The organism is Micromonospora sp. DT227 (assembly GCF_049841835.1).
GTDB lineage: Bacteria > Actinomycetota > Actinomycetes > Mycobacteriales > Micromonosporaceae > Micromonospora.
In genome coordinates this window covers 16,294-38,112 of the sequence record NZ_JBNCLA010000012.1, presented here as the reverse complement: position 1 = coordinate 38,112, position 21,819 = coordinate 16,294, and the positions used below count along the sequence as shown (strand labels likewise).

The 21,819-nt window shown below is 72.4% G+C and carries 16 protein-coding genes; 6 read left to right on the top strand and 10 right to left on the bottom strand.

Going from position 1 to position 21,819, the window contains the following annotated elements; genetic code table 11:
- Positions 1-214: 214 nt before the first annotated feature.
- On the bottom strand, positions 215-3,091 hold the full coding sequence (locus ACLQ2W_RS29720; RefSeq protein ID WP_425790664.1) for a vitamin B12-dependent ribonucleotide reductase: 2,877 nt from the start codon (positions 3,089-3,091) through the stop codon (positions 215-217).
- A 65-nt stretch (positions 3,092-3,156) separates the two neighbouring features.
- Positions 3,157-3,657, bottom strand: coding sequence for a transcriptional regulator NrdR (gene nrdR / locus ACLQ2W_RS29715; protein ID WP_107159129.1), 501 nt, complete (start codon positions 3,655-3,657; stop codon positions 3,157-3,159).
- Positions 3,658-4,122: 465 nt separating this feature from the next.
- Between nrdR and lexA the strand changes: the two genes are divergently transcribed.
- A complete protein-coding gene (gene lexA, locus ACLQ2W_RS29710; RefSeq protein ID WP_396776038.1) occupies positions 4,123-4,905 on the top strand; it encodes a transcriptional repressor LexA in 783 nt (260 codons plus the stop codon).
- Between the two features lie 59 nt (positions 4,906-4,964).
- Here lexA and ACLQ2W_RS29705 read toward each other — a convergent pair whose 3' ends face one another.
- Positions 4,965-6,821, bottom strand: coding sequence for a hypothetical protein (locus ACLQ2W_RS29705; protein WP_425790662.1), 1,857 nt, complete (start codon positions 6,819-6,821; stop codon positions 4,965-4,967).
- 49 nt (positions 6,822-6,870) lie between these two features.
- The gene (hflX, locus tag ACLQ2W_RS29700) at positions 6,871-8,334 is read right to left on the bottom strand and encodes a GTPase HflX (protein WP_425790660.1); all 1,464 of its coding nucleotides are present in this window, start codon (positions 8,332-8,334) and stop codon (positions 6,871-6,873) included.
- Positions 8,335-8,534: 200 nt separating this feature from the next.
- Between hflX and ACLQ2W_RS29695 the strand changes: the two genes are divergently transcribed.
- Positions 8,535-10,007, top strand: coding sequence for an NAD-dependent malic enzyme (locus tag ACLQ2W_RS29695; RefSeq protein ID WP_281935408.1), 1,473 nt, complete (start codon positions 8,535-8,537; stop codon positions 10,005-10,007).
- Positions 10,008-10,663: 656 nt separating this feature from the next.
- Here ACLQ2W_RS29695 and dapF read toward each other — a convergent pair.
- The 3 genes from dapF to ACLQ2W_RS29680 are packed head-to-tail and all read right to left on the bottom strand — an operon-like array spanning position 10,664 to position 13,138.
- Positions 10,664-11,509: a diaminopimelate epimerase gene (gene dapF, locus ACLQ2W_RS29690; RefSeq protein ID WP_281935410.1), complete on the bottom strand. Its 846-nt coding sequence runs from the start codon at positions 11,507-11,509 to the stop codon at positions 10,664-10,666.
- Between the two features lie 7 nt (positions 11,510-11,516).
- Positions 11,517-12,422 (bottom strand): tRNA (adenosine(37)-N6)-dimethylallyltransferase MiaA, encoded by a 906-nt coding sequence (gene miaA / locus ACLQ2W_RS29685; protein WP_425790658.1) that lies wholly within the window; start codon positions 12,420-12,422, stop codon positions 11,517-11,519.
- The gene (locus ACLQ2W_RS29680) at positions 12,419-13,138 is read right to left on the bottom strand and encodes a hypothetical protein (protein WP_425790656.1); all 720 of its coding nucleotides are present in this window, start codon (positions 13,136-13,138) and stop codon (positions 12,419-12,421) included. Before ACLQ2W_RS29680 ends, miaA begins: the two co-directional genes overlap by 4 nt.
- 200 nt (positions 13,139-13,338) lie before the next feature.
- On the opposite strand from ACLQ2W_RS29680, the gene ACLQ2W_RS29675 reads away from it, so the two are divergent.
- Complete coding sequence (locus tag ACLQ2W_RS29675; RefSeq protein WP_405092981.1) at positions 13,339-14,547, top strand: DUF349 domain-containing protein; 1,209 nt, start codon at positions 13,339-13,341, stop codon at positions 14,545-14,547.
- A 357-nt stretch (positions 14,548-14,904) separates the two neighbouring features.
- Positions 14,905-16,536 (top strand): cellulase family glycosylhydrolase, encoded by a 1,632-nt coding sequence (locus tag ACLQ2W_RS29670; RefSeq protein WP_425790654.1) that lies wholly within the window; start codon positions 14,905-14,907, stop codon positions 16,534-16,536.
- Between the two features lie 100 nt (positions 16,537-16,636).
- On the opposite strand, the gene miaB is transcribed toward ACLQ2W_RS29670, so the two are convergent.
- The 3 genes from miaB to selD all read right to left on the bottom strand — a co-directional run bounded on the left by miaB (position 16,637) and on the right by selD (position 19,879).
- Complete coding sequence (gene miaB, locus ACLQ2W_RS29665; RefSeq protein WP_425790652.1) at positions 16,637-18,136, bottom strand: tRNA (N6-isopentenyl adenosine(37)-C2)-methylthiotransferase MiaB; 1,500 nt, start codon at positions 18,134-18,136, stop codon at positions 16,637-16,639.
- A 76-nt stretch (positions 18,137-18,212) separates the two neighbouring features.
- Positions 18,213-18,692: a hypothetical protein gene (locus tag ACLQ2W_RS29660; RefSeq protein WP_405092978.1), complete on the bottom strand. Its 480-nt coding sequence runs from the start codon at positions 18,690-18,692 to the stop codon at positions 18,213-18,215.
- 203 nt (positions 18,693-18,895) lie between these two features.
- Positions 18,896-19,879: a selenide, water dikinase SelD gene (gene selD, locus ACLQ2W_RS29655; protein ID WP_425790649.1), complete on the bottom strand. Its 984-nt coding sequence runs from the start codon at positions 19,877-19,879 to the stop codon at positions 18,896-18,898.
- Between the two features lie 207 nt (positions 19,880-20,086).
- On the opposite strand from selD, the gene ACLQ2W_RS29650 reads away from it, so the two are divergent.
- Positions 20,087-20,833: an amino acid ABC transporter ATP-binding protein gene (locus tag ACLQ2W_RS29650; RefSeq protein WP_405092976.1), complete on the top strand. Its 747-nt coding sequence runs from the start codon at positions 20,087-20,089 to the stop codon at positions 20,831-20,833.
- A 50-nt stretch (positions 20,834-20,883) separates the two neighbouring features.
- A complete protein-coding gene (locus ACLQ2W_RS29645; protein ID WP_425790647.1) occupies positions 20,884-21,819 on the top strand; it encodes a glutamate ABC transporter substrate-binding protein in 936 nt (311 codons plus the stop codon).

Here is a 21,819-nt window from a genome sequence, read left to right as displayed (position 1 = left end):
CGCCGCGCGCCCGGGGTCTGTGACTGTCCCCACTGCCTGGTGGGATCGGGCCGGGCGCCGACCGGGCCGGCGTCCGGGGCGCCGGTGAGTCGTTTCCGCGCTCAGCTCGACAGGCGTCCCCGGCCATGTGCTCCCCGACCGCGCGGGCGGGCACGAACGCCGCGAGCGCGGCAGGGAACCCCCTGCCGCGCTCGCCGGACGTGCGGTGGAACTGTCAGCTGCAACCGCTGGTGGAGCCGCAGCCCTCGCAGACGTAGCAGCTACCGGCCGGGCGCATCTTGGTGCCGCAGGTGAAGCAGAGCGGCGCGTCCGCGGCCTTGCCGATCACGGCCTCCAGCAGTTCGGTGCTGGAGCCCACCACCGGCGCCGGCTTGGCGGCGGCGACATTCGCCGTCTCCTGTGCCGGCTGGGCCACCGGGCCGATCTTCGGCTCGGGCGCCTCGACCGGGGCGGAGGCGGCCATCGCGGTGAGGTCCGCACCGCTCGCCTCCGCCTCCGCCTCGGCCCGGAGCTGGGCGGCCCGCTCCTTGGCGGTGAAGATGCCCAGCTCCGCGCGGCGCTCGTACGGCAGGAAGTCCAGCGCCAGGCGACGGAAGATGTAGTCCATCACCGAGGCGGCCATCCGCACGTCCGGGTCGTCGGTCATGCCGGCCGGCTCGAAGCGCATGTTGGTGAACTTGCTGACGTACGTCTCCAGCGGGACGCCGTACTGGAGACCGATGGAGATGGCCACCGAGAAGGCGTCCATCACGCCGGCCAGGGTCGAGCCCTGCTTCGACATCTTGAGGAAGACCTCGCCGAGGCCGTCGTCCGGGTAGGACGAGGCGGTGAGGTAGCCCTCGGCGCCGCCGACCGAGAAGGAGACCGTCTGCGACGGGCGCTTCTTCGGCAGCCGCTTGCGCACCGGGCGGTACTCGACGACCTTCTCCACGACCTTCTCGACGGCGGCGGCCTCGACCGCGGCCTCGACGGCCGCCTCGACCACGGCCTTGTTCGGCTTGGCGACCGAGAGCGGCTGACCCACCTTGCAGTTGTCCCGGTAGATCGCCAGCGCCTTCAGGCCGAGCTTCCAGCCCTCGAAGTAGATCTTTTCGACGTCCGCGACGGTGGCCTGCTCCGGCATGTTGACCGTCTTGGAGATGGCGCCGGAGATGAACGGCTGGACCGCCGCCATCATCCGCACGTGACCCATCGGCGCGATGGACCGCTCGCCCATGGCGCAGTCGAAGACCGGGTAGTGCTCCGGCTTCAGGCCGGGGGCGTCCACCACGTGACCGTGGTCGGCGATGTGCTCGACGATCGCCTCGACCTGCTCCTCGGGGTAGCCGAGGCTGCGCAGCGCGCGCGGGACGGTCTGGTTGACGATCTGCATCGAGCCGCCGCCGACCAGCTTCTTGAACTTGACAAGCGCCAGGTCCGGCTCGACGCCGGTGGTGTCGCAGTCCATCATCAGGCCGATGGTGCCGGTCGGGGCGAGCACGCTGGCCTGCGAGTTGCGCCAACCGTTCTTGTCGCCCAGCTTGTTGCCCAGCGTCCACTGCTTGGTCGCCTCGCGCTGCACGGCGGTGCCCACGGTGCCGGTCGGCCGGATGCTGTCGTTGGCGGCGGCGTGCTTGCGCATGACCCGCTTGTGCGGCTCCGCGTTGCGGGCGTAGCCGTCGTACGCGCCGACGATGCCGGCCAGCTCGGCGGAGCGGCGGTAGGCGGTGCCGGTCATCAGCGAGGTGATCGCCGCGGACACCTCCCGCCCCTGCTCCGAGTCGTAGGGCAGGCCGGTGGCCATCAGCAGGGCGCCCAGGTTGGCGTACCCGATGCCGAGCTGCCGGTAGGCGCGGGTGGTCTCGCCGATCTTCTCGGTCGGGAAGTCGGCGAAGCAGATCGAGATGTCCATCGCGGTGATGACGAACTCGACCGACCGGACGAACTTCTCCACCTCGAAGCCGCCGTCGGCCCGGAGGAACTTCATCAGGTTCAACGAGGCCAGGTTGCACGAGGAGTTGTCCAGGTGCAGGTACTCCGAGCACGGGTTCGACGCGGTGATCCGCCCGGTCTCCGGGCAGGTGTGCCAGTCGTTGATGGTGTCGTCGTACTGGAGGCCCGGGTCGGCGCACTCCCAGGCGGCCTGGGAGATGGTGTGGAACAGCTTCTTGGCGTCGATCGTCTCGATGGTCTGCCCGTCGAGCCGGCCGCGCAGGTCGAAGCCGCCGCCGTTCTCCACCGCGGTCATGAACTCGTCGGAGACGCGGACCGAGTTGTTGGCGTTCTGGTACTGCACGCTGACGATGTCGGCGCCGCCCAGGTCCATGTCGAACCCGGCGTCCCGCAGCGCGCGGATCTTGTCCTCCTCGCGCGCCTTGGTCGCCACGAACTCCTCGATGTCCGGGTGGTCCACGTCGAGGATGACCATCTTGGCGGCCCGCCGGGTGGCGCCACCGGACTTGATGGTGCCGGCGGAGGCGTCCGCGCCGCGCATGAAGCTGACCGGACCGGAGGCGGTGCCGCCGGAGGAGAGCAGCTCCTTCGAGGACCGGATGCGGGAGAGGTTCACCCCGGCGCCCGAGCCGCCCTGGAAGATCCGCCCCTCTTCCTTGTACCAGTCGAGGATCGAGTCCATCGAGTCGTCGACGGCCAGGATGAAGCAGGCGCTGACCTGCTGCGGCGACGGCGTGCCGACGTTGAACCAGACCGGCGAGTTGAAGCTGAACACCTGGTGCAGCAGCATCCAGGTCAGCTCGTGCGCGAACACCTCGGCGTCGGCCGGGGAGGCGAAGTAGCCGTACTCCTCACCGGCGGTGCGGTAGGTGTCGACCACCCGGTCGATCAGCTGCTTGAGCGACCACTCCCGCTCCGGGGTCCCCACCGCGCCCCGGAAGTACTTCGTGGTCACGATGTTGGCCGCGTTGACCGACCAGGACTCGGGGAACTCCACCCCGCGCTGCTCGAAGTTGATCGAGCCGTCCCGCCAGTTCGTCATGACGACGTCGCGGCGCTCCCAGGCGACCTCGTCGTAGGGATGCACCCCCTCGGTCGTCCAGACGCGCTCGGTCTTCAGCCCCGCCCCCGCCTTGTTCCGTGACTTGCTGGTCGTCACGCCCTCGCCCCCTCGTCGGCACGGTCACCCACCGCGCCTGGTCGAACCTGTCAGAATCAGAGATGTCAGTTGATCGCGCCGGCGGTGTCGCCCGCCGGCGTGTCCGCGCCCCCCCGGGCGCGCGCGGCGGCCCGCAGCGTCTCGATCTCCCGCTCGAAGTCGGCGAGCGAGTCGAACGACCGGTAGACGCTGGCGAACCGCAGGTAGGCCACCTCGTCGAGGTCACGCAGCGGGCCGAGGATGGCCAGCCCCACGTCGTGGCTGGGAATCTCCGCCGCCCCCTTGGCGCGTACGGTCTCCTCGACCTTCTGTGCCAGCAGCGCGATCGAGTCGTCGTCGACCGGCCGGCCCTGGCACGCCTTGCGCACCCCACCGATGATCTTGGTGCGGCTGAACGGCTCGGTCACCCCGCTGCGCTTGACCACCGCGAGCACCGCCTCCTCGACGGTGGTGAACCGCTTGCCGCACTCCGGGCAGGACCGCCGCCGCCGGATGAGCTGGCCGTCGTCGGCCTCCCGCGAGTCGACGACCCGGGAGTCGGCGTGCCGGCAGTACGGACACCGCATCGCCCGACCTCCTTCATCGACCACGGGCACACCTACCGACTCCCGGGCACGCGTCGACCAGGCGGAGCCATCGTGGATGACCGTCGCCGGATGTGCGGTGCGGGAGTGCGTTCGGTAGTGGAAACCCAACCTGTAGGCAACTTACGCCCGTGTGACTACTACATCTAGGGGTTGACCGTATGCCGTCCCCCCAGTGAGGTCAAGTTGGTCGGCGTGTCCGGCGCGTCACCCGTCGAGGAGCCCAACGCCGACCCGGCACCCCCGGTCACGGGGCGTCGGGATGGAACACCCGTTCGAGTGCGGCGTACCATTTATCAGAACAAGCGTTCGGAAATCCAGGATTTCGGCGCGACACGCCAACAGCAGGTCGTACAGATGTTTGAAAATGGCCGATCTCACCTATACGGTCGGACCACACGCACCACGAGCCGACGAGGCACCCAGCGCCGACCAGGGAGGACGGACGTGACCGAGGACCGGGCCAGCCGGCAGAAGAACCCGCAGCCGATCGACGGGGCGGGGCCGCCGGCGACCCGCCGACCCCGCGCCGCGCGCAGTCGGGCCGCCCAGCCCGCCGTGCGTCCGGTCACACCGGTGGTCAGCGCCTTCCCCGACCCGGCCACGGTCGACCTCACCGCCCGGCAGCGCCGGATCCTGGAGTTCATCCGCACCTGGGTCGAGCGCCACGGCTACCCGCCGAGCGTCCGCGAGATCGGCGAGGCGGTCGGCCTGGTCTCCCCGTCCAGCGTCGCCTACCAGCTCAAGGAGCTGGAGAAGAAGGGCTTCCTGCGCCGCGACCCGAACCGGCCACGCGCGGTCGACGTCCGGGCCCCGAGCGACGTCGACGACGAGGCCGCCCGCGCGCAGCGTCCCGCCCCGGCGTACGTGCCGATGCTGGGCCGGATCGCCGCCGGTGGGCCGATCCTCGCCGAGCAGGCCGTGGAGGACATCTTCCCGCTGCCCCGCGAGCTGGTCGGTGAGGGCGAGGTCTTCATGCTCCAGGTCAAGGGCGACTCGATGCTCGACGCGGCGATCTGCGACGGCGACTGGGTGGTCGTCCGGCAGCAGCCCAACGCCGAGGTCGGCGACATCGTGGCGGCCATGCTCGACGGCGAGGCGACCGTGAAGACCTACCGCCGCCGCGACGGGCACGTCTGGCTGATGCCGCAGAACCCGGCCTTCGACCCGATCCCGGGCGACGACGCCACCATCATGGGCCGCGTGGTGGCGGTGCTGCGCCGGATCTGACCGGCCGACTGACGCACGAGGGGTGACCGGTGGCCGGTCACCCCTCGTTCGCGTCGTGCTCAGTAGCGGTCGCCCCGGGGCTCCCGGCCGCCGGGGACCGGCCCGTACTGACCGCGCTCGCCGTAGCCGTCGTCGCGGCGACCGCCGCGCGGATCCCGGGGGTCGCGTCGCGGCGGCTCGGCCCGGCCGCCGTCACCCCGCCGGCCACCACCGGGCTGCCCGCGGTGACCCGCGCCACCCGGACCGCCACTGCGGCCGGCCGGACGCGCACCACCCTGGCCGCCTCCCCCGCCGCCGCCGTAGACGCCGCCGCCCGAACCGCCCCGCTCGCCGCCGGTGCCACCGCCACCGCCGCCGTAGACGCCACCGCCCGGGGCACCGCCACCGCCCTGCGGCCGGCCACCCTGGGGACGCCCCCCGCCCGACCGGTCGCCGCCGCCCGGGGAAGCGCCACCGCCCGGTCGGCCGCCGCCCGGAGAGGCACCGCCGCCCTGCGGACCGCCGCCGCCCTGGGGGACGCCGACCTGGCCACGGCCGCCACCCGGCGCAGCGCCGCCGCTCGGGGGCCGACCGCTGCCCTGGGCACCGCCGCCGTACACGGCGCCGCCCTGGGGGCGGCCCCCGCCGTACACCCCGCCGGCCGGGCGCTCCCCGGCCGCGGCGCCGCCGTAGACGCCACCGCCCTGCGCGCCGCCGTAGACCCCGCCGCGTGGTGGTGCGTCCGGCCGGTTGCCGGGCGGGAAGCCGCCGCTCACCGGGAACTCGTCGCTGCGCTCGGACTCGTCGGCCGGCGCGACGGGCGCCGGCCTGCGCCGGGCCCGCAGGATGCCGAAGACGCCGGCGCCGACCAGCAGCGCACCGAGCACCCCGACCGCGGCGATCAGGTACGTGATCTCGTCGAGCGACAGCCCTTCCAGCCAGGACTTCTCGGCGGCCGGCCGGGTCTCGACCTTGCCGCCGTTGGGCAACGCCTCCACCCCGGTGGTGGCCGGCGTGTAGCCGAGGATGTCGATCGGGTCGGTCGGGTCGAGCGAGCCGCCGTCGGAGACGGTGACGAACGACTTGCCGTCGGAGGTGTAGGAGATCGCCTCGCCGAACGGGTCGGCCAACGGCGTCACCCGCGGCTTGCCGCTGGTCAACGCCTTGACGATGTCGCCGCCGGCCACGTCGAACTCGAACGCGTCGGCGTACGTGCGCAGCACGACCTTGGCGCCGTCCGGCGAGCGGGCGGCGCCGGTGACCAGCAACCGTCCCGTTCCGCCGTACTTGTTCTCGGTGTTGGTCTTCGGCAGCGTGACCTCGCCGACCTTCTTCATCGGGATCGGCTCGGGGTCGCCGGCGGCCTTCAGCTTCGCGGTCGGGGTGAAGACCTCCGACTTGCCGGAGAGCTCCTTCGTGATCACCAGCGGCAGGTTGTCGTCGCCGACCAGCAGCGCCTCGGCGTCGTGCGGCTCCTTGCCCGGGTAGGCGAGCCGGTGCAGCACCGGATCCTTCGACCCGGACAGCGGCATCGTCCAGACCGCGACGCGTTCCCGCCGGGTCTTCTTCTCGATGTTGTCGCCGGTGTCGGCGACCCAGAGCGTCTTGCGGTCCGGCCCGAGCGCCAGGTCCTCGGTGTCGAGCGGGCCGTCCCCGGAGTATCGGATCTCCTTGTCGACCTTGCACTTGGCGTCCAGGTAGAAGACGCGCTTGCGACTCGGGTCGTCGGAGCCGTCGTTGATGACGACGTACCCGTTGCCGGTGGCGACCAGGCCGGACAGCTCGCGGAGCCGGTCGTCGGCGACCGTGCACTTCTTCTTGGGAGCCGCGGCCAGCACCGGGGCCGCGGCGGGGGCCGCCGTGGCCGGCCCGGCCGGCGCCACGACCGCGCCGACCAGGCCGAGCGCGAGCGTGACCGAGGAGACAACGTGCCGCATGGCGCTCAGTGTCGCACGAGCCGGGTTTCGGGCGGGTGACGCCGGACGGTCACCGCCCGGCGCCCACCCGATCGTCGTTGGCGAGCCGGTCACCCGCGCGGTAGGGCGCCAGCTCGGCGGCGAGCGCCTGACCCACCCGCACGTGCAGCAGCGTGCCCTCGGGCAGATGCGCGGTGCTGAGCACCTCGCCCTGACGGTGCACCCGGGCCACCAGGTCACCCCGGTCGTACGGAAGCACCGCGCGGACCTCGACCGCAGGCCGGGGCAGCCGCCGCTCGACCGCCTCGCGCAACTCGTCGACCCCGCGCCCGCTGTGCGCGGAGACGAAGACCGCGTCCGGCCAGAGCCGCTTGAGCCGCAGCATCGTCTCCTCGTCCGTGGCGTCGGTCTTGTTGACCACCAGCAGCTCGGGCAGCCGGTCGGCGCCCACCTCGGCGAGCACCTCGCGGACCGCCCGGACCTGCTCCTCCGGATCCGGGTGGGTGCCGTCGACCACGTGCACCACCACGTCGGCGTCGCCGACCTCCTCCAGCGTCGAGCGGAACGCCTCGACGATCTGGTGCGGCAGGTGCCGGACGAAGCCCACCGTGTCGGAGAGCGTGTAGAGCCGCCCGTCGGAGGTGGTGGCCCGGCGGGTGGTCGGGTCCAGCGTGGCGAACAGCGCGTTCTCCACCAGCACGCCCGCCCCGGTGAGGCGGTTGAGCAGGCTGGACTTGCCGGCGTTGGTGTAGCCGGCGATGGCCACCGCGGGCACCGCGTTGCGGGAGCGCCGGGCGCGCTTCGTCTGGCGTACCGTGGTCATGCCCTTGATCTCGCGGCGCAGCCGCGCGATGCGGTGCCGGATCCGACGGCGGTCGGTCTCCAGCTTGGTCTCACCCGGGCCACGCAGGCCCACGCCGCCGCCGGCGCCACCGCCGCGACCGCTACCACCGGTCTGCCGGGAGAGCGTCTCACCCCAACCGCGCAGGCGCGGCAGCAGGTATTCGAGCTGGGCCAGCTCGACCTGCGCCTTGCCCTCCTTGCTCTTGGCGTGCTGGGCGAAGATGTCGAGGATCAGCGCGGTGCGGTCGACCACCTTGACCTTGGTGCGCTGCTCCAGGTTGCGCAGCTGCGACGGGGAGAGCTCACCGTCGCAGATCACCGTGTCGGCGCCGGTGGAGAGCACCACCGCGCCCAGGTCGTCGACCTTGCCCCGACCGATGTACGTCGCCGGGTCCGGTCGGTTGCGGCGCTGGATCAGCCCTTCGAGCACCTGCGAGCCGGCCGTCTCGGCCAGCGCCGCCAGCTCGGTGAGGCTGTTCTCCGCGTCGGACTGGTTCCCCTCCGTCCAGACGCCCACCAGGACGACCCGCTCCAGCCGGAGCTGGCGGTACTCGACCTCGGTGACGTCGGTCAGCTCGGTGGAGAGGCCAGGGACCCGCCGCAGTGCCTGCCGCTCCGACAGCTCGTACTCACCGGTGGTGGTGTCGAGCTCGTCGTCCTCGTAGGGGTGGAAGGTCTCCTGCTCGCGCAAACCGCGTCTCCTGTCCGTTATGTGCATCGCCGAGCATTTTCGGCGCGTGACAGCAATCCTGACACGTGTCAACGCCGGGCGCACCCGCGTTATGCCCGTGGCGCTACCCACCGGTAGTGGGGCCGGATGCCGGTCGGCCCGGGTGGGCGGGTAGAAATGCCAGTCGAGCCGCTCAGCGTCGACGGAGGAGTTGTTTTCTCGTGGCCATCACCCGACTGCCGAGTGCCGGATTCTCGATCACGATCCGGATCGCGGTGCCCGCTGACGCCTCCTCCATCGGTCGACTGACCACCGCGGCGGGCGAGGCCGGCGCCATCGTCACCGCGCTGGACGTGGTCGACTCCGACCCGACCAACGTGATCGTCGACCTCACCTGCGACACCGCCGACGCCGGCCACGCCGACCAGGTCGTCGACGCGCTCACCGCGCTCGACGGGGTGGACGTGCGCAAGGTCTCCGACCGGACGTTCCTGCTGCACCTGGGCGGCAAGATCGAGGTGACCCCGAAGGTCGCGCTGCGCACCCGCGACGAGCTGTCCCGGGCGTACACCCCGGGGGTGGCCCGGGTCTGCATGGCGATCGCGGAGAACCCGGCCGACGCCCGGCGACTCACCATCAAGCGCAACACGGTCGCCGTGGTCAGCGACGGCTCGGCCGTGCTCGGCCTGGGCAACCTCGGGCCGGCCGCCTCGCTGCCGGTGATGGAGGGCAAGGCGGCGCTGTTCAAGCGCTTCGGCGGCGTGGACGCCTGGCCGGTGGTGCTGGACACCCAGGACACCGACGAGATCGTGGCGATCGTCAAGGCGATCGCGCCGGCGTACGGCGGGATCAACCTGGAGGACATCGCCGCGCCGCGCTGCTTCGAGATCGAGGCCCGGCTGCGCGAGGCGCTGGACATCCCGGTCTTCCACGACGACCAGCACGGCACCGCGATCTGCGTGCTGGCCGCGCTGACCAACGCGCTGCGCGTGGTGGGCAAGCAGCTCGCGGACGTCCGGGTCGTGGTCTCCGGCGCCGGCGCGGCCGGCACCGCGATCATGAAGCTGCTGCTGCGTCAGGGCGTGGGCGACATCATCGCGTACGACCGGCAGGGCGCGCTGCACCGCGGGCTGCCCGACCTGAACCCGGCCTGGCAGTGGCTGGCCGAGAACACCAACCGGGAGAACTACACCGGCGACCTGGCCGGTGCGGTGCGCGGCGCGGACGTGTTCATCGGGGTGAGCGCGCCCAACCTGCTCACCGGCGACGACGTGGCCGCGATGGCGAAGGACGCGATCGTCTTCGCGCTGGCCAACCCGGACCCGGAGGTGGACCCCCGGGAGGCTCGCAAGCACGCCGCCGTGGTCGCCACCGGCCGCTCGGACCAGCCGAACCAGATCAACAACGTGCTCGCCTTCCCGGGCGTGTTCCGCGGCATGCTCGACGCGCACGCCGAGGAGTTCACCGAGGAGATGGCGATCGCGGCGGCCCGCGCCATCGCCGACGTGGTCGGCGAGGACAAGATCAACCCCACCGTGATCGTGCCGAGTGTGTTCGACTCGCGGGTCGCCCCGGCGGTGGCCGCCGCGGTGCGCGCCGCCGCGCAGAACCCGGCCGTCACGCCGCCGCCCGCCGCCGACCCGGGCCCGGCCGACCTTCCCGAGATCGCCGCCAACGCCAGCGCCACCCCCTGACGGCGCCACCCCGACCGCCGCGGCTTCCCCGCCCGCCTTCGCCGCCGCCCCACCGCCCGCCTCAGCTGCCACCCACCCTTGGCCGCCCGCCTCCGCCGCCGCCCCCACCGCCTCGCCACCCGCCTTCGCTGCATGCCACGCCCGCTCGCTGCATGCCGCGCCATCTCTGGCCGCCCGCCCTTCGCCGCCGCCCTCACCGCTGGACGCCCGCCTTCGCTGCATGCCGCGCCGTCTGGTCGCTTGCCTAAGCTGCCGCCGGCGTGTCGTGGGCCGGCGTGTCGCGGCCGGCAGAGGTGCGACTGTGCAGCGATATACCGCTGCGTCATAAATATGACCAGGTGGTATATCGCTCCTGAGCCCATCCGTCTCCCGGGCCGTTACCCGGCGTCACCAATCCCGCCCCCAGGGGGCGACGCGGCCGGGGGCGACGCACCCGGGCGGGCCACGCCCCCGGCTGGGGCGACGCACCCGGGCGGGGCGACGCAACCGGGCGGGCGACGCACCCGGCGAGACAAACGCTCCCGGCTGGGCAACGCCCCCGTGGGAGGCAAGCGCCCCGGCTGCGGCAACACCCCCCCGTGCGGGGCAACGTGCGGGGCAACGCCCCCGTGCGGGGCAACGCCCCGGGCGACCGGCGCCGGACGGGGAAGCGCGGGTCAGGGACGCAGTGCGGCGCGGGTCAGGGTGCCGGTGGCGACCAGCACGGCGGGGCCGGCCAGCCAGCAGGAGTCGGCGGTCACGGTGACCGTCAGGCGGCCGCCCGGGACGTCCACGGCCACGACGCCGTTCTCCCGGCCCATGTCCCGCAACGCCACCGCCGCCACCGCGCACGCGCCGGTACCGCAGGAGAGCGTCTCGGCGGAGCCCCGCTCGTGGACCCGCATCAGCACGTGCCCGTCGGTGCCGTCGACCGGCTCGCCGGGCGTGGTGAACTCGACGTTGACGCCGGCCGGGAACGTCGCGGCATCGACCTCGGGGGCGCGGGTGAGGTCGAGGGCGGCCAGGTCCAACGCGGCGGGCAGCGCACACACCAGGTGCGGGTTGCCGACGTCCACCGCCGCGCCGGTCAGGGTCAGCCCGCCCAGTGTGGCGGTGGCCGCGTCGTGCAGGCGGGGCCGGCGCATCTCGACCGCCACGTCCGCGCCCTCGACGCGGGCCCGGACCAGACCGGCCCGGGTGGCGATCGGCAGCGTCCCGCCCGACGGGGCGACAAGTGACCGCTCCAGCAGGTAGCGCACGAAGACCCGGGCCCCGTTGCCGCACATCTCCGCGAACGAGCCGTCGGAGTTCCAGTAGTCCATGAACCACTCGGCCTCGCCGGCAAGCGCGGCGCCGTCGGGGTGCTTCGCGGCGCGCACCACCCGCAGCACGCCGTCGCCGCCCAGCCCGCGCCGGCGGTCGCAGAGCGCGGCGACCAGGCCGGGCGTCAGGTCGAGCGTGCCGTCCGGGTCGGGCAGGATGACGAAGTCGTTGCCGGTGCCGTGCCCCTTGCTGAACTCCACGGTCCCATCATCCCCGATGCCCGACGGCGATCCGCAGCGCCGTGTCGACGAACCCGGGGGCGGCCGAGTCGAGCCAGTGCACGCGCGGATCGCGCCGGAACCACGAGCGTTGCCGGCGGACGAAGCGGCGGGTGGCCCGGATCGTCTCCTCGTACGCCTGCGTCTCGGTCAGCTCACCGGCCAGGAACCGCAGCACCTGCTGGTAGCCGAGGGCCCGGCTGGCCGTCCGGCCCGCCGGCAGCCCCGCGCCGACCAGCGTGCGCACCTCGTCGACCAGGCCGTCGGCCCACATCCGGTCCACCCGCAGCGCGATCCGCTCGTCCAGCGTCGCGGTGTCCAGGTCCACGCCGAGCTGCACGGACGGGTAGTACGGCGTGGGTTCCGGCAGCGACGCGGTGAACGGCGCGCCGGTCAGCTCGATCACCTCCAGCGCCCGGACGATCCGCCGGCCGTTGCCGGGCAGGATGCCGGCCGCCGCCACCGGGTCCGCCGCGGCGAGCCGGGCGTGCAGCGGGGCCGGGCCGACCTCGGCCAGCTCCGCCTCCAGCCGCTCCCGCAACACCGGGTCGGTGCCGGGGAACTCGAACTGCTCCAGCACCGCCCGCACGTAGAGCCCGGAGCCGCCGACCAGCAACGGCACCCGTCCTCGGGCGAGGATGTCGTCGACCGCCGCGCGGGCCAGCTTCTGGTACTCGGCGACGCTGGCCGGCTCCGTCACCGGCCAGATGTCCAGCAGGTGGTGCGGCACGCCCTCCCGCTCGGCCGGGGTCAGCTTGGCGGTGCCGACGTCCATGCCCCGGTAGAGCTGCATCGAGTCGGCGTTGACCACCTCGCCGTCGAGCGCGTGCGCCAACGCGATGCTCAGCGCCGACTTGCCGGCCGCGGTCGGCCCGACCACCGCGACGACGGTCATGACAGCTCCCAGTTCGCCACGAAGTAGGCGACGCCGTAGGGCGCCCGGTGGTAGCTCAGCTCGCCGCGCCAGTCGCCGCCCGCCGCGCCCACCGCGCCGGCCAGCGTCTGCCAGGGCGCCCGCCCGGCGACCCGCAGCTCGGCGGAGAGCACCGGGTCCAGGCCGCGCAGGGCGTCGGCGTCCGCGCCGGCCAGGGCCGCGGCGACCACCTCGTCGTACGCGGGCGCGCGCGGGTCGTCGTACCCCGGCGCGGTGACGCCCCGGCAGGCGGACCCGTCGCCGAGCACGAGCAGCGCGACCCGCGGATCGTCGTCGGTGATCAGGCTCGCGCCGAACGCCGCGCACTCCGCCGGTGCGGCGTCGTGGGCCACCGACCGGGCCAGGCGGGGCAGCCCGGTGCCGGACCGGTTCAGCAGCCAGGCGCCGATGGTCAGGCTCAGCGGCAGGACCTCTCCGCCGGAGCAGGAGATCTTCCACAGCCGTACCGGCCGGTCGAGCCCGAAGCCGCGCAGAGAGCCCGAGTCGGCGGCGTTGAACCGGACGGTCTCCGGTCCCCCGCCGACGAGCAGAATCGCATCGGGCTCGGCGGCGAGCAGCCGGGCGACCGCCGCGTCGGCGGCGGCCCGCAGATCGTCCAGCTCGGGTGCGGCGGCGCCGGCCAGCTCGGGCACGAGCAGCGGCGGATGGGGGCAGACGGCGGCGGCGACCAGGGGCACGACCCCAACCTAGCGGGACACCCCGGTGCGTCCCGCGCCGATCCGGTCATCGAGGGCGTACGACACCGTATGGTCACGGTCGACGACAGGCGCTCGACACGGACGGGGGCGGACCTGTGACAATGCCGGGAGAAAGTTTGCTGCGCCGTGGCGGCGACCGAGGGCTGTTCCCTCGGCGCCGGGAGAACGAGGATGGGCACATGAGCGACTGGACTGCCTTCGGACGGGTCGACGAGGACGGCACCGTCTACGTCAAGACCGCCGAGGGCGAGCGGGTGGTCGGATCCTGGCAGGCGGGGGCCCCGGAGGAAGGGCTCGCCCACTTCGCCCGGCGCTTCGCCGACCTGGTGACCGAGGTGGACCTCACCGAGGCCCGGCTCAACTCGGGCGCGGCCGATGCCGGCCACTCGCTGACCACGATCCGCCGGATCCGCGCGTCACTTCCCGAGGCGCACGTGGTCGGGGACATCGACGCCCTGGCCGCCCGGCTGGACAAGCTGGCCGCCGTCGCCGAGGAGAAGGCCGGCGAGGCCAAGGCCGCCCGGGAGGCCGCCCGGGGCGAGGCGCTGACCCGCAAGACCGCCCTGGTCGAGGAGGCCGAGAAGCTGGCCGCCGAGTCGACCGGCTGGAAGACCGCGGGCGACCGGCTCAAGGAGATCCTCGACGAGTGGAAGACCATCCGCGGCGTCGACAAGAAGACCGACGGTGAGCTGTGGAAGCGGTTCGCCGCCGCGCGGGACGGCTTCACCCGGCGCCGGGGCGCCCACTTCGCCTCCCTCGACCAGCAGCGCAAGCAGGCGCAGACGGTCAAGGAGGAGCTGGTCGCCGAGGCCGAGAAGCTCAAGGAGTCCACCGACTGGGGCGTCACCGCCGGCCAGCTCAAGGACCTGATGGCCCAGTGGAAGGCCGCGCCGCGCGCCGCCAAGGAGGCCGAGCAGAAGCTCTGGGAACGGTTCCGGGCCGCGCAGGACGAGTTCTTCACCCGCCGCAGCGAGGTCTTCTCGGCGCGGGACAACGAGCAGAAGGTCAACCTGGAGCGCAAGCAGGCGCTGCTGGTCGAGGCCGAGGCGCTCGACGTCGACGGCGACCCGAAGGGCGCCCAGGCGAAGCTGCGGGAGATCCAGGCGCAGTGGCACGAGGCCGGCCGGGTGCCCCGCGAGGCGGCCGCCGGCCTGGAGCGCCGGCTGCGGACGGTGGACGAGAAGGTCCGCCAGGTGATGGACTCGGCGTGGCGGCGCACCTCCAAGGAGGACAATCCGCTGCTGGCGCAAATGCGCGCCCAGGTGGCCGAGGCCGAGGAGCGGCTGGCCCGGGCCCAGGCTGCCGGCGACACCCGCCGCATCAAGGAGGCCGAGCAGGCGCTGGCGTCCAAGCGCCAGTTCCTCCAGCTAGCCGAGCAGGCCGGCTGACCCTCCCTCTCTCTCCCTCCTCCCCGCGCGAGCACATTCACGGAAAGAGTGCCTATTCCACGCCGGATAGGCACTCTTTCCGTGAATCAGCGTGGAAAGGGGGGCGGGGGTGCGGTGGTGTGTTGACGCATCGAGGTGGGCTGATCAGAATGGGCGGCGGAGTCAGGTTGTGATGCCGGCGCAGGGCGTCGACGGGTGATCATCGCCGTCGAGGAGCGCCGGTGTTCCCCCGCGGTTGGCCGTCCACGTGACCGGCCCGGCGGACGCTGTCCGCGTACTCGATGACGAGCGGGTCGGGCCTCCTGGTCCTGCCGCCCGCGGCGCCCGAGCGGCGCGGGCATCCGAAGTGGAGCTCCCATGCACCGACGCACCGCCCTCGGCGGCGCCCTGACGGCGCTCGCCACCGCCGCGGCCGGCATCCTCGTCGCCGCGGCCGTCAGCACCACCCCGGCCGTCGCCGCGGCCGGCGGCACCGGCACCGGTTACCTGCACACCAACGGCAACAAGATCGTCGACAGCACGGGCGCGACCGTCCGGCTGACCGGCATCAACTGGTTCGGCATGGAGACCGACAACAAGACGTTCCACGGCCTGTGGTCGAGCAACCCGTGGCGCGGCCAGCTCGACACCATGGCCCGGTTGGGCTACAACACGCTGCGCATCCCGTACTCGAACGACTCCATCAAGCCCGGCGCGACAGCGACCGGGATCAACGACTTCGTCAACCCGGACCTGATCGGGCTCTCCCCGTTGCAGATCCTGGACAAGGTCATCGACTACGCGGGCAGCAAGGGGATGCGGGTCATCCTGGACCGGCACCGGCCGACCTCGGCCGGGCAGTCGCCGCTCTGGTACACCTCGGGCGTGTCCGAGGCGACCTGGATCGCCGACTGGAAGACGATGGCCCAGCGGTACGCGAACAACCCGACGGTGATCGGCGCGGACCTGCACAACGAGCCGCACGCCGAGGGCACCAACCCGGCCGCCACCGGCGCCTGCTGGGGCTGCGGCGACACCGCCCGGGACTGGCGGCTCGCCGCCGAGCGGGCCGGCAACGCGATCCTCGGCGTGCAGCCCAACTGGCTGATCTTCGTGGAGGGGGTGAGCTGCCCGAGCGGCGGCCTGTCGAACGTCTGGGACAACGACCCCAGCAACGACGAGGACTGCGGCTGGTGGGGCGGCAACCTGTCCAAGGCCGGGCAGTTCCCGGTGCGGCTGAACGTGGCGAACCGGCTGGTCTACTCGCCGCACGAGTACGCCACCTCGGTCTACCGGCAGGCCTGGTTCGACGACCCGAGCTACCCGGCGAACATGCCGGCGATCTGGGACAAGTACTGGGGTTACCTCTACAAGCAGAACATCGCGCCGATCATGATGGGCGAGTTCGGCACCACGCTCCAGGACCCGAAGGACAAGGTCTGGCTGGAGAACCTGATGGCCTACACCGGCACCGGGGTCAACGGCATGTCGTTCACCTACTGGTCGTGGAACCCGAACTCGGGTGACACCGGCGGCATCGCCAACGACGACTGGACCACCGTCAACCAGGCCAAGCAGGCCATCCTCCAGCCGTACCTGATCCCGCCGACGGGTGGCGGCAGCACCAGCAGCCCGTCCCCGACCGGCACCCCGAACACCTCGCCGGCACCGACCACGCCGGCACCGACGACGCCGGCGCCCAGCGGCGGCTGCACCGCCAGCTACAAGCAGACCAACGCCTGGGCCGGCGGGTTCCAGGGCGAGCTGACCGTCAAGAACACCGGCACCGCCGCGCTGAACCCGTGGTCGGCCACCTGGACGTGGCCGTCCGGGGTGACGCTGGCCAGCGGCTGGAACGCCACCGTCACGCAGTCCGGCACCACGGTCACGGCCGCCGCGCCGAACTGGGCGTCGTCGCTGGCGCCGGGTGCCTCGGTGACCGTCGGCTTCACCGCCAACGGCACCGCCGCCACCCCCGCCACCGTCAAGCTGAACGGCACCGCCTGCTGATGGTGTAAGGAGGGGGCCCCGCTTAACGCATTCGGTAGAGGCGGGGCCCCTTTTTAACGCGAGATGTTAAAAAGGGGCCCCGCCTAACGTCAGGGCGGGGTCAGTGGGCGGCGCAGCCGCCGGCGGGGGCGGGCGACTCGGCCGGCGCGCCGACCGTCGGCAGCCCGAGCAGCACCCCGGGCGTACGCGGGGCGCGTCCCGCCTCGGCCGCGTCGCCGGCCCGGGTACGCCGGTGCGCCACCGGTGCCCCGTCCGCGTTGAGGTGGTGCGGGGCGGCGTACGTGACAGTGGTGTGCACGATGTCGCCGGGGCGGATCCGCCCGGCCAGGTCACCGGTGGCGAAGTGCACGAGCCGGCCGTCGCGGGCCCGGCCGGACATCCGGCCGGTGCGCTCGTCCTTGCGCCCCTCGCCGACGGCGACCAGCACCTCGACGGTCTCGCCGACCAGCTTCTTGTTCTCCGCCCAGGTGATCTCCTCGACACAGGCGATCAACCGCTCGTAGCGCTCCTGCACGACCTGCTTGGGGAGCTGGTCGGCCATGGTGGCGGCCGGGGTGCCGGGGCGCTTGGAATATTGGAAGGTGAACGCCGACGAGAACCGGGCCTCCCGGACCACGTCGAGGGTCTGCTGGAAGTCCGCCTCGGTCTCGCCGGGGAAGCCGACGATGATGTCGGTGGTGATCGCCGCGTCCGGCATCGCCGCCCGGACCTTCGAGATGATCCCCAGGTACTTCTCCGACCGGTACGAGCGGCGCATCGCCCGCAGCACGTCGTCGGAGCCGGACTGCAACGGCATGTGCAGCGAGTGGCAGACGTTCGGCGTCTCGGCCATCGCGGCGATCACGTCGTCGGTGAAGTCCTTCGGGTGCGGGCTGGTGAACCGGACCCGCTCCAGCCCGTCGACGTCGCCGCAGGCGCGCAGCAGCTTGCCGAACGCGTACCGGTCGCCGAACTCCACGCCGTAGGAGTTGACGTTCTGCCCGAGCAGCGTCACCTCCAGCACGCCCTCGGCGACCAGCGCGCGCACCTCGGAGAGCACGTCGCCGGGGCGGCGGTCCTTCTCCTTGCCGCGCAGCGACGGCACGATGCAGAACGTGCAGGTGTTGTTGCAGCCGACGGAGATGGAGACCCAGCCCGCGTACGTCGACTCGCGCCGGGTCGGCAGCGTGGACGGGAAGACCTCCAGCGACTCGAGGATCTCCACCTCGGCCGCCGCGTTGTGCCGGGCCCGGTCCAGCAGCGCCGGCAGCGAGCCGATGTTGTGCGTGCCGAAGACGACGTCCACCCAGGGCGCCTTGCGGACGATCTCGCCGCGGTCCTTCTGGGCCAGGCAGCCACCGACTGCGATCTGCATCCCGGGGTGCTTCGTCTTGACCGGGCGGAGGTGGCCGAGGTTGCCGTAGAGCCGGTTGTCGGCGTTCTCCCGGACCGCGCAGGTGTTGAACACCACCACGTCGGGCTGTTCGGCGGACTCGGCGGCGCGCACGTAGCCGGCGTCTTCGAGCAGGCCGGAGATGCGCTCGGAGTCGTGCACGTTCATCTGGCAGCCGTACGTGCGCACCTGGTAGGTGCGCGGGCTGCCCGCGGCTGCGGTAGTCATGACCCGGACAGCGTATCCGGGCCACCCGGACCGCCCCACCCCCGTGCCCCGCCCGGCGGGTGGGGGTGGGGGCCGGTCAGGCGGCGGCCAGCGCGGGGGCGACCGAGTCGGGGGCCCACCGGGAGCGGTGGCACTGCGACCAGCCCCGGCAGCCGGGGTCGGCGAGCGTGCAGAGCCGCTGGTCGCTGAGCACCTCGCCGTCGTCGGTCTCGACCACGTCGAGGTGCACCGGGCGGATCGTGCCGTCCGGGGCGACCAGCAGGTGCCGGCCGGCGTCGAGCGTGTCGTCGCGCATCAGGCAGTTGCGGCCGAGCACCCGGGCCAGGGCCGCGATGGCGGGCAGCTCGGGCAGGCGTTCGGGCACGCCGTAACAGTCGACCACGGTGCCGTACGCCCCGGGCGCCTCCCACACGTCGCAGACCACCGCGTACGCGGGCAGCCGGACCGGGTCGGCGACGGCGAGCGGCATCACCACCCGGCCGAGTGCCTCGGCCAACGCCGGGTAGACCTCCACCGGCGCGCTGCCGTCGATTCTCCAGTTCCACAGCTCGGTCATGCCGCCTCCTCGCTGCGCTCGTCCCACCGGCCTCCGGATCGGGCCTTACTGACGATGGTGGGGGGCATTTGACCTCGACCGGGGGCAAGTTACCGGTCTGTGACCATTCCGGGCAAAATTTCCCCTGGGCGACGTTGCCCTGAGTAGCGGGAAGATGACAGTTTATCGGGTACGGTGTCGCGTCCGCACCGCTGCCACGCCGGTCAGCGCAGCCGGATCAACGTGTCGGAGGCGGGCAGCAGCTCGCCGACCACCGTGCCGCCGGGCACCTCGCCGGCCACCAGCAGCCCACCCGACGTCTGCGCGTCGGCCAGCAGCAGCCGCTCGGCCTCGTCGACGTCGCCGAAGTCGGTCCACGGCGTCACCCACTCCAGGTTGCGTCGGGTGCCGCCGCTGACGTACCCGTCGCGCAGCGCCTCCCGCGCGCCCTCCAGGTACGGCACCGCGGCGGTGTCGATCACCATCGTGAGCCGGCTGGCGCGGGCCAGCTTCGAGGCGTGCCCGAGCAGCCCGAAGCCGGTCACGTCGGTGCCGCAGCGGATGCCGGCGGCCACCGCGGCGCGGGCGGCGTCCCGGTTGAGCCGGGTCATCGAGTCGACCGCCGCCGCGAAGCGCTCCCCGGTCTGCTTGTGCCGGGTGTTGAGCACGCCGACGCCGAGCGGCTTGGTCAGCGACAACGGCAGCCCGGCCCGCCCGGCGTCCAGCGTGATCAACTCGTCCGGGCGGACCAACCCGGTGACCGCCAGGCCGTACTTCGGACCGTCGTCGTCCACACTGTGCCCGCCGGCCAGGTGGCAGCCCGCCTCGCGGGCCACGTCCTGCCCGCCGCGCAGCACCTCCCGGGCCAGCTCCAGCGGCAGCACCTCCCGCGGCCAGCACAGCAGGTTGAGCGCGACGAGCGGGGTGCCGCCCATGGCGTACACGTCGGAGAGCGCGTTGACGGCGGCGATGCGGCCCCAGTCGTACGCGTCGTCGACGACCGGGGTGAAGAAGTCGGCGGTGGTCACCAGGCCGGTACGCTCGTCCAGCCGGACCACCGCGGCGTCGTCGCCATTCTCCAGGCCGACCAGCAGCTCGGCCGCGCCGCCGCTCGGGCCCAGCCCGGCGACCATCGCCTCCAGCTCACCGGGCGGGATCTTGCAGGCGCAGCCGCCGCCACGGGCGTACTCGGTGAGCCGGAACGTCATCGCTCCATGATCTCCGCGAGATGGCGGCGTCGCCAATCGGGCGCCCCGGCCGGGACGGAATTGGGACCCGCCGGCACACCGGTGACCGGTGTTACCGCTCCGTGACCAACTGAGTTGCGTTCCGCCACATCACCCCGCCTACAGTTGCCCAACCGGGGGTCGACCGACCCCCTGTTCCGGCACGGACGACAGGGACGGTGGACGATCGTGACGACGGGCGACCCGCTGATCGTGCTCGACGGGGTCAACAAGTGGTTCGGGCCGCTGCACGTGCTCGACGACGTGTCCCTCTCCGTCGGCCGGGGCGAGGTGGTCGTGGTCATCGGCCCGTCCGGCTCCGGCAAGTCGACGCTGTGCCGCGCCATCAACCGGCTGGAGCCGATCGACAACGGCACCATCACGTTCGACGGGCAGCCGCTGCCGGCCGAGGGCAGGCCCCTGGCCAAGCTGCGCAGCGAGGTCGGCATGGTGTTCCAGTCGTTCAACCTCTTCGCGCACAAGAGCATCCTGGAGAACGTCACGCTCGGGCCCGTCAAGGTCCGCAAGGAGAAGCCGGCCGCCGCCCGCGAGCGCGGCCTGGCCCTGCTCGACCGCGTCGGCATCGCCAACCAGGCGGACAAGTACCCGGCCCAGCTCTCCGGCGGCCAGCAGCAGCGGGCGGCGATCGCCCGCGCGCTGGCCATGCAGCCCAAGGCGATGCTCTTCGACGAGCCGACCAGCGCGCTCGACCCGGAGATGGTCGGCGAGGTGCTCGACGTGATGACCTCGCTGGCCCGCGACGGCATGACCATGGTGGTGGTCACGCACGAGATGGGCTTCGCCCGGCACGCGGCCAACCGGGTCATCTTCATGGCCGACGGCAAGCTCGTCGAGGACGCGCCGCCGAACGAGTTCTTCGCGAACCCGCGCAGCGAGCGGGCCAAGGACTTCCTCTCCAAGATCCTCACGCACTGAGCGTCCGTAGTGGAGTCGTCCCGGCGGCTCCGTCGAAGAAGGAGATGTGTATGCGTATGAAGCGCGTGGCGGCGGTGGCCATGATGGCCTCGCTCGCCCTTTCCGCGGCTGCCTGCGGCAAGGAGGGGGACCCGGCCCCGAGCGGTGGCGGCAACGCCAGCGGCGGGGCGCAGTCCGACAACTGCACCAGCTCGGGCGTCACCTTCACCCCCAAGACGGACGCCACCATCGCCGGCAGCCCGACCTTCACGAAGGTCAAGTCGGCCGGCAAGGTCGTCGTCGGCGTCAAGTATGACCAGCCGAACCTCGGCTACAAGGACGCCCAGGGCAAGCGCTGCGGCTTCGACATCGAGATCGCCCAGTACGTCGCCAGCACGCTCGGCGTCGACCCGGCGAAGATCGAGTACAAGGAGATCGCGTCGGCCAACCGGGAGACCGCGATCAAGGGTGGTGAGATCGACTACTACGTCGGCACCTACTCGATCACCGACAAGCGCAAGAACGACGTCTCCTTCGCCGGCCCGTACTTCGTCGCCGGTCAGGATCTGCTGGTCCGCAAGGACGAGTCGTCGATCACCGGCAAGGACACGCTCAAGGGCAAGAAGGTCTGCTCGGCCATCGGCTCCACCCCGATCCAGAAGGTCCGGGACGAGGGTTTGACCGAGCCGGAGAACATCGTCGAGTTCAAGACCTACTCCGAGTGCGTCTCGCAGCTGCTCGACAAGAAGGTCGACGCGGTCACCACCGACGACGCCATCCTCAAGGGCTACGCCGCGCAGAACCCGGACGAGCTCAAGGTCGTCGGCCAGCCGTTCAGCACCGAGAAGTACGGCATCGGCCTGCCCAAGGACGACAAGGCCATGCGCGACTACGTGAACGACCAGATCGAGGCCGCGTTCACCGACGGCACCTGGAAGAAGATCTACGACGGCACGCTGGGCAAGTCCGGCTCGCCGGCCACCCCGCCGCAGCTCGAGCGGTACTGA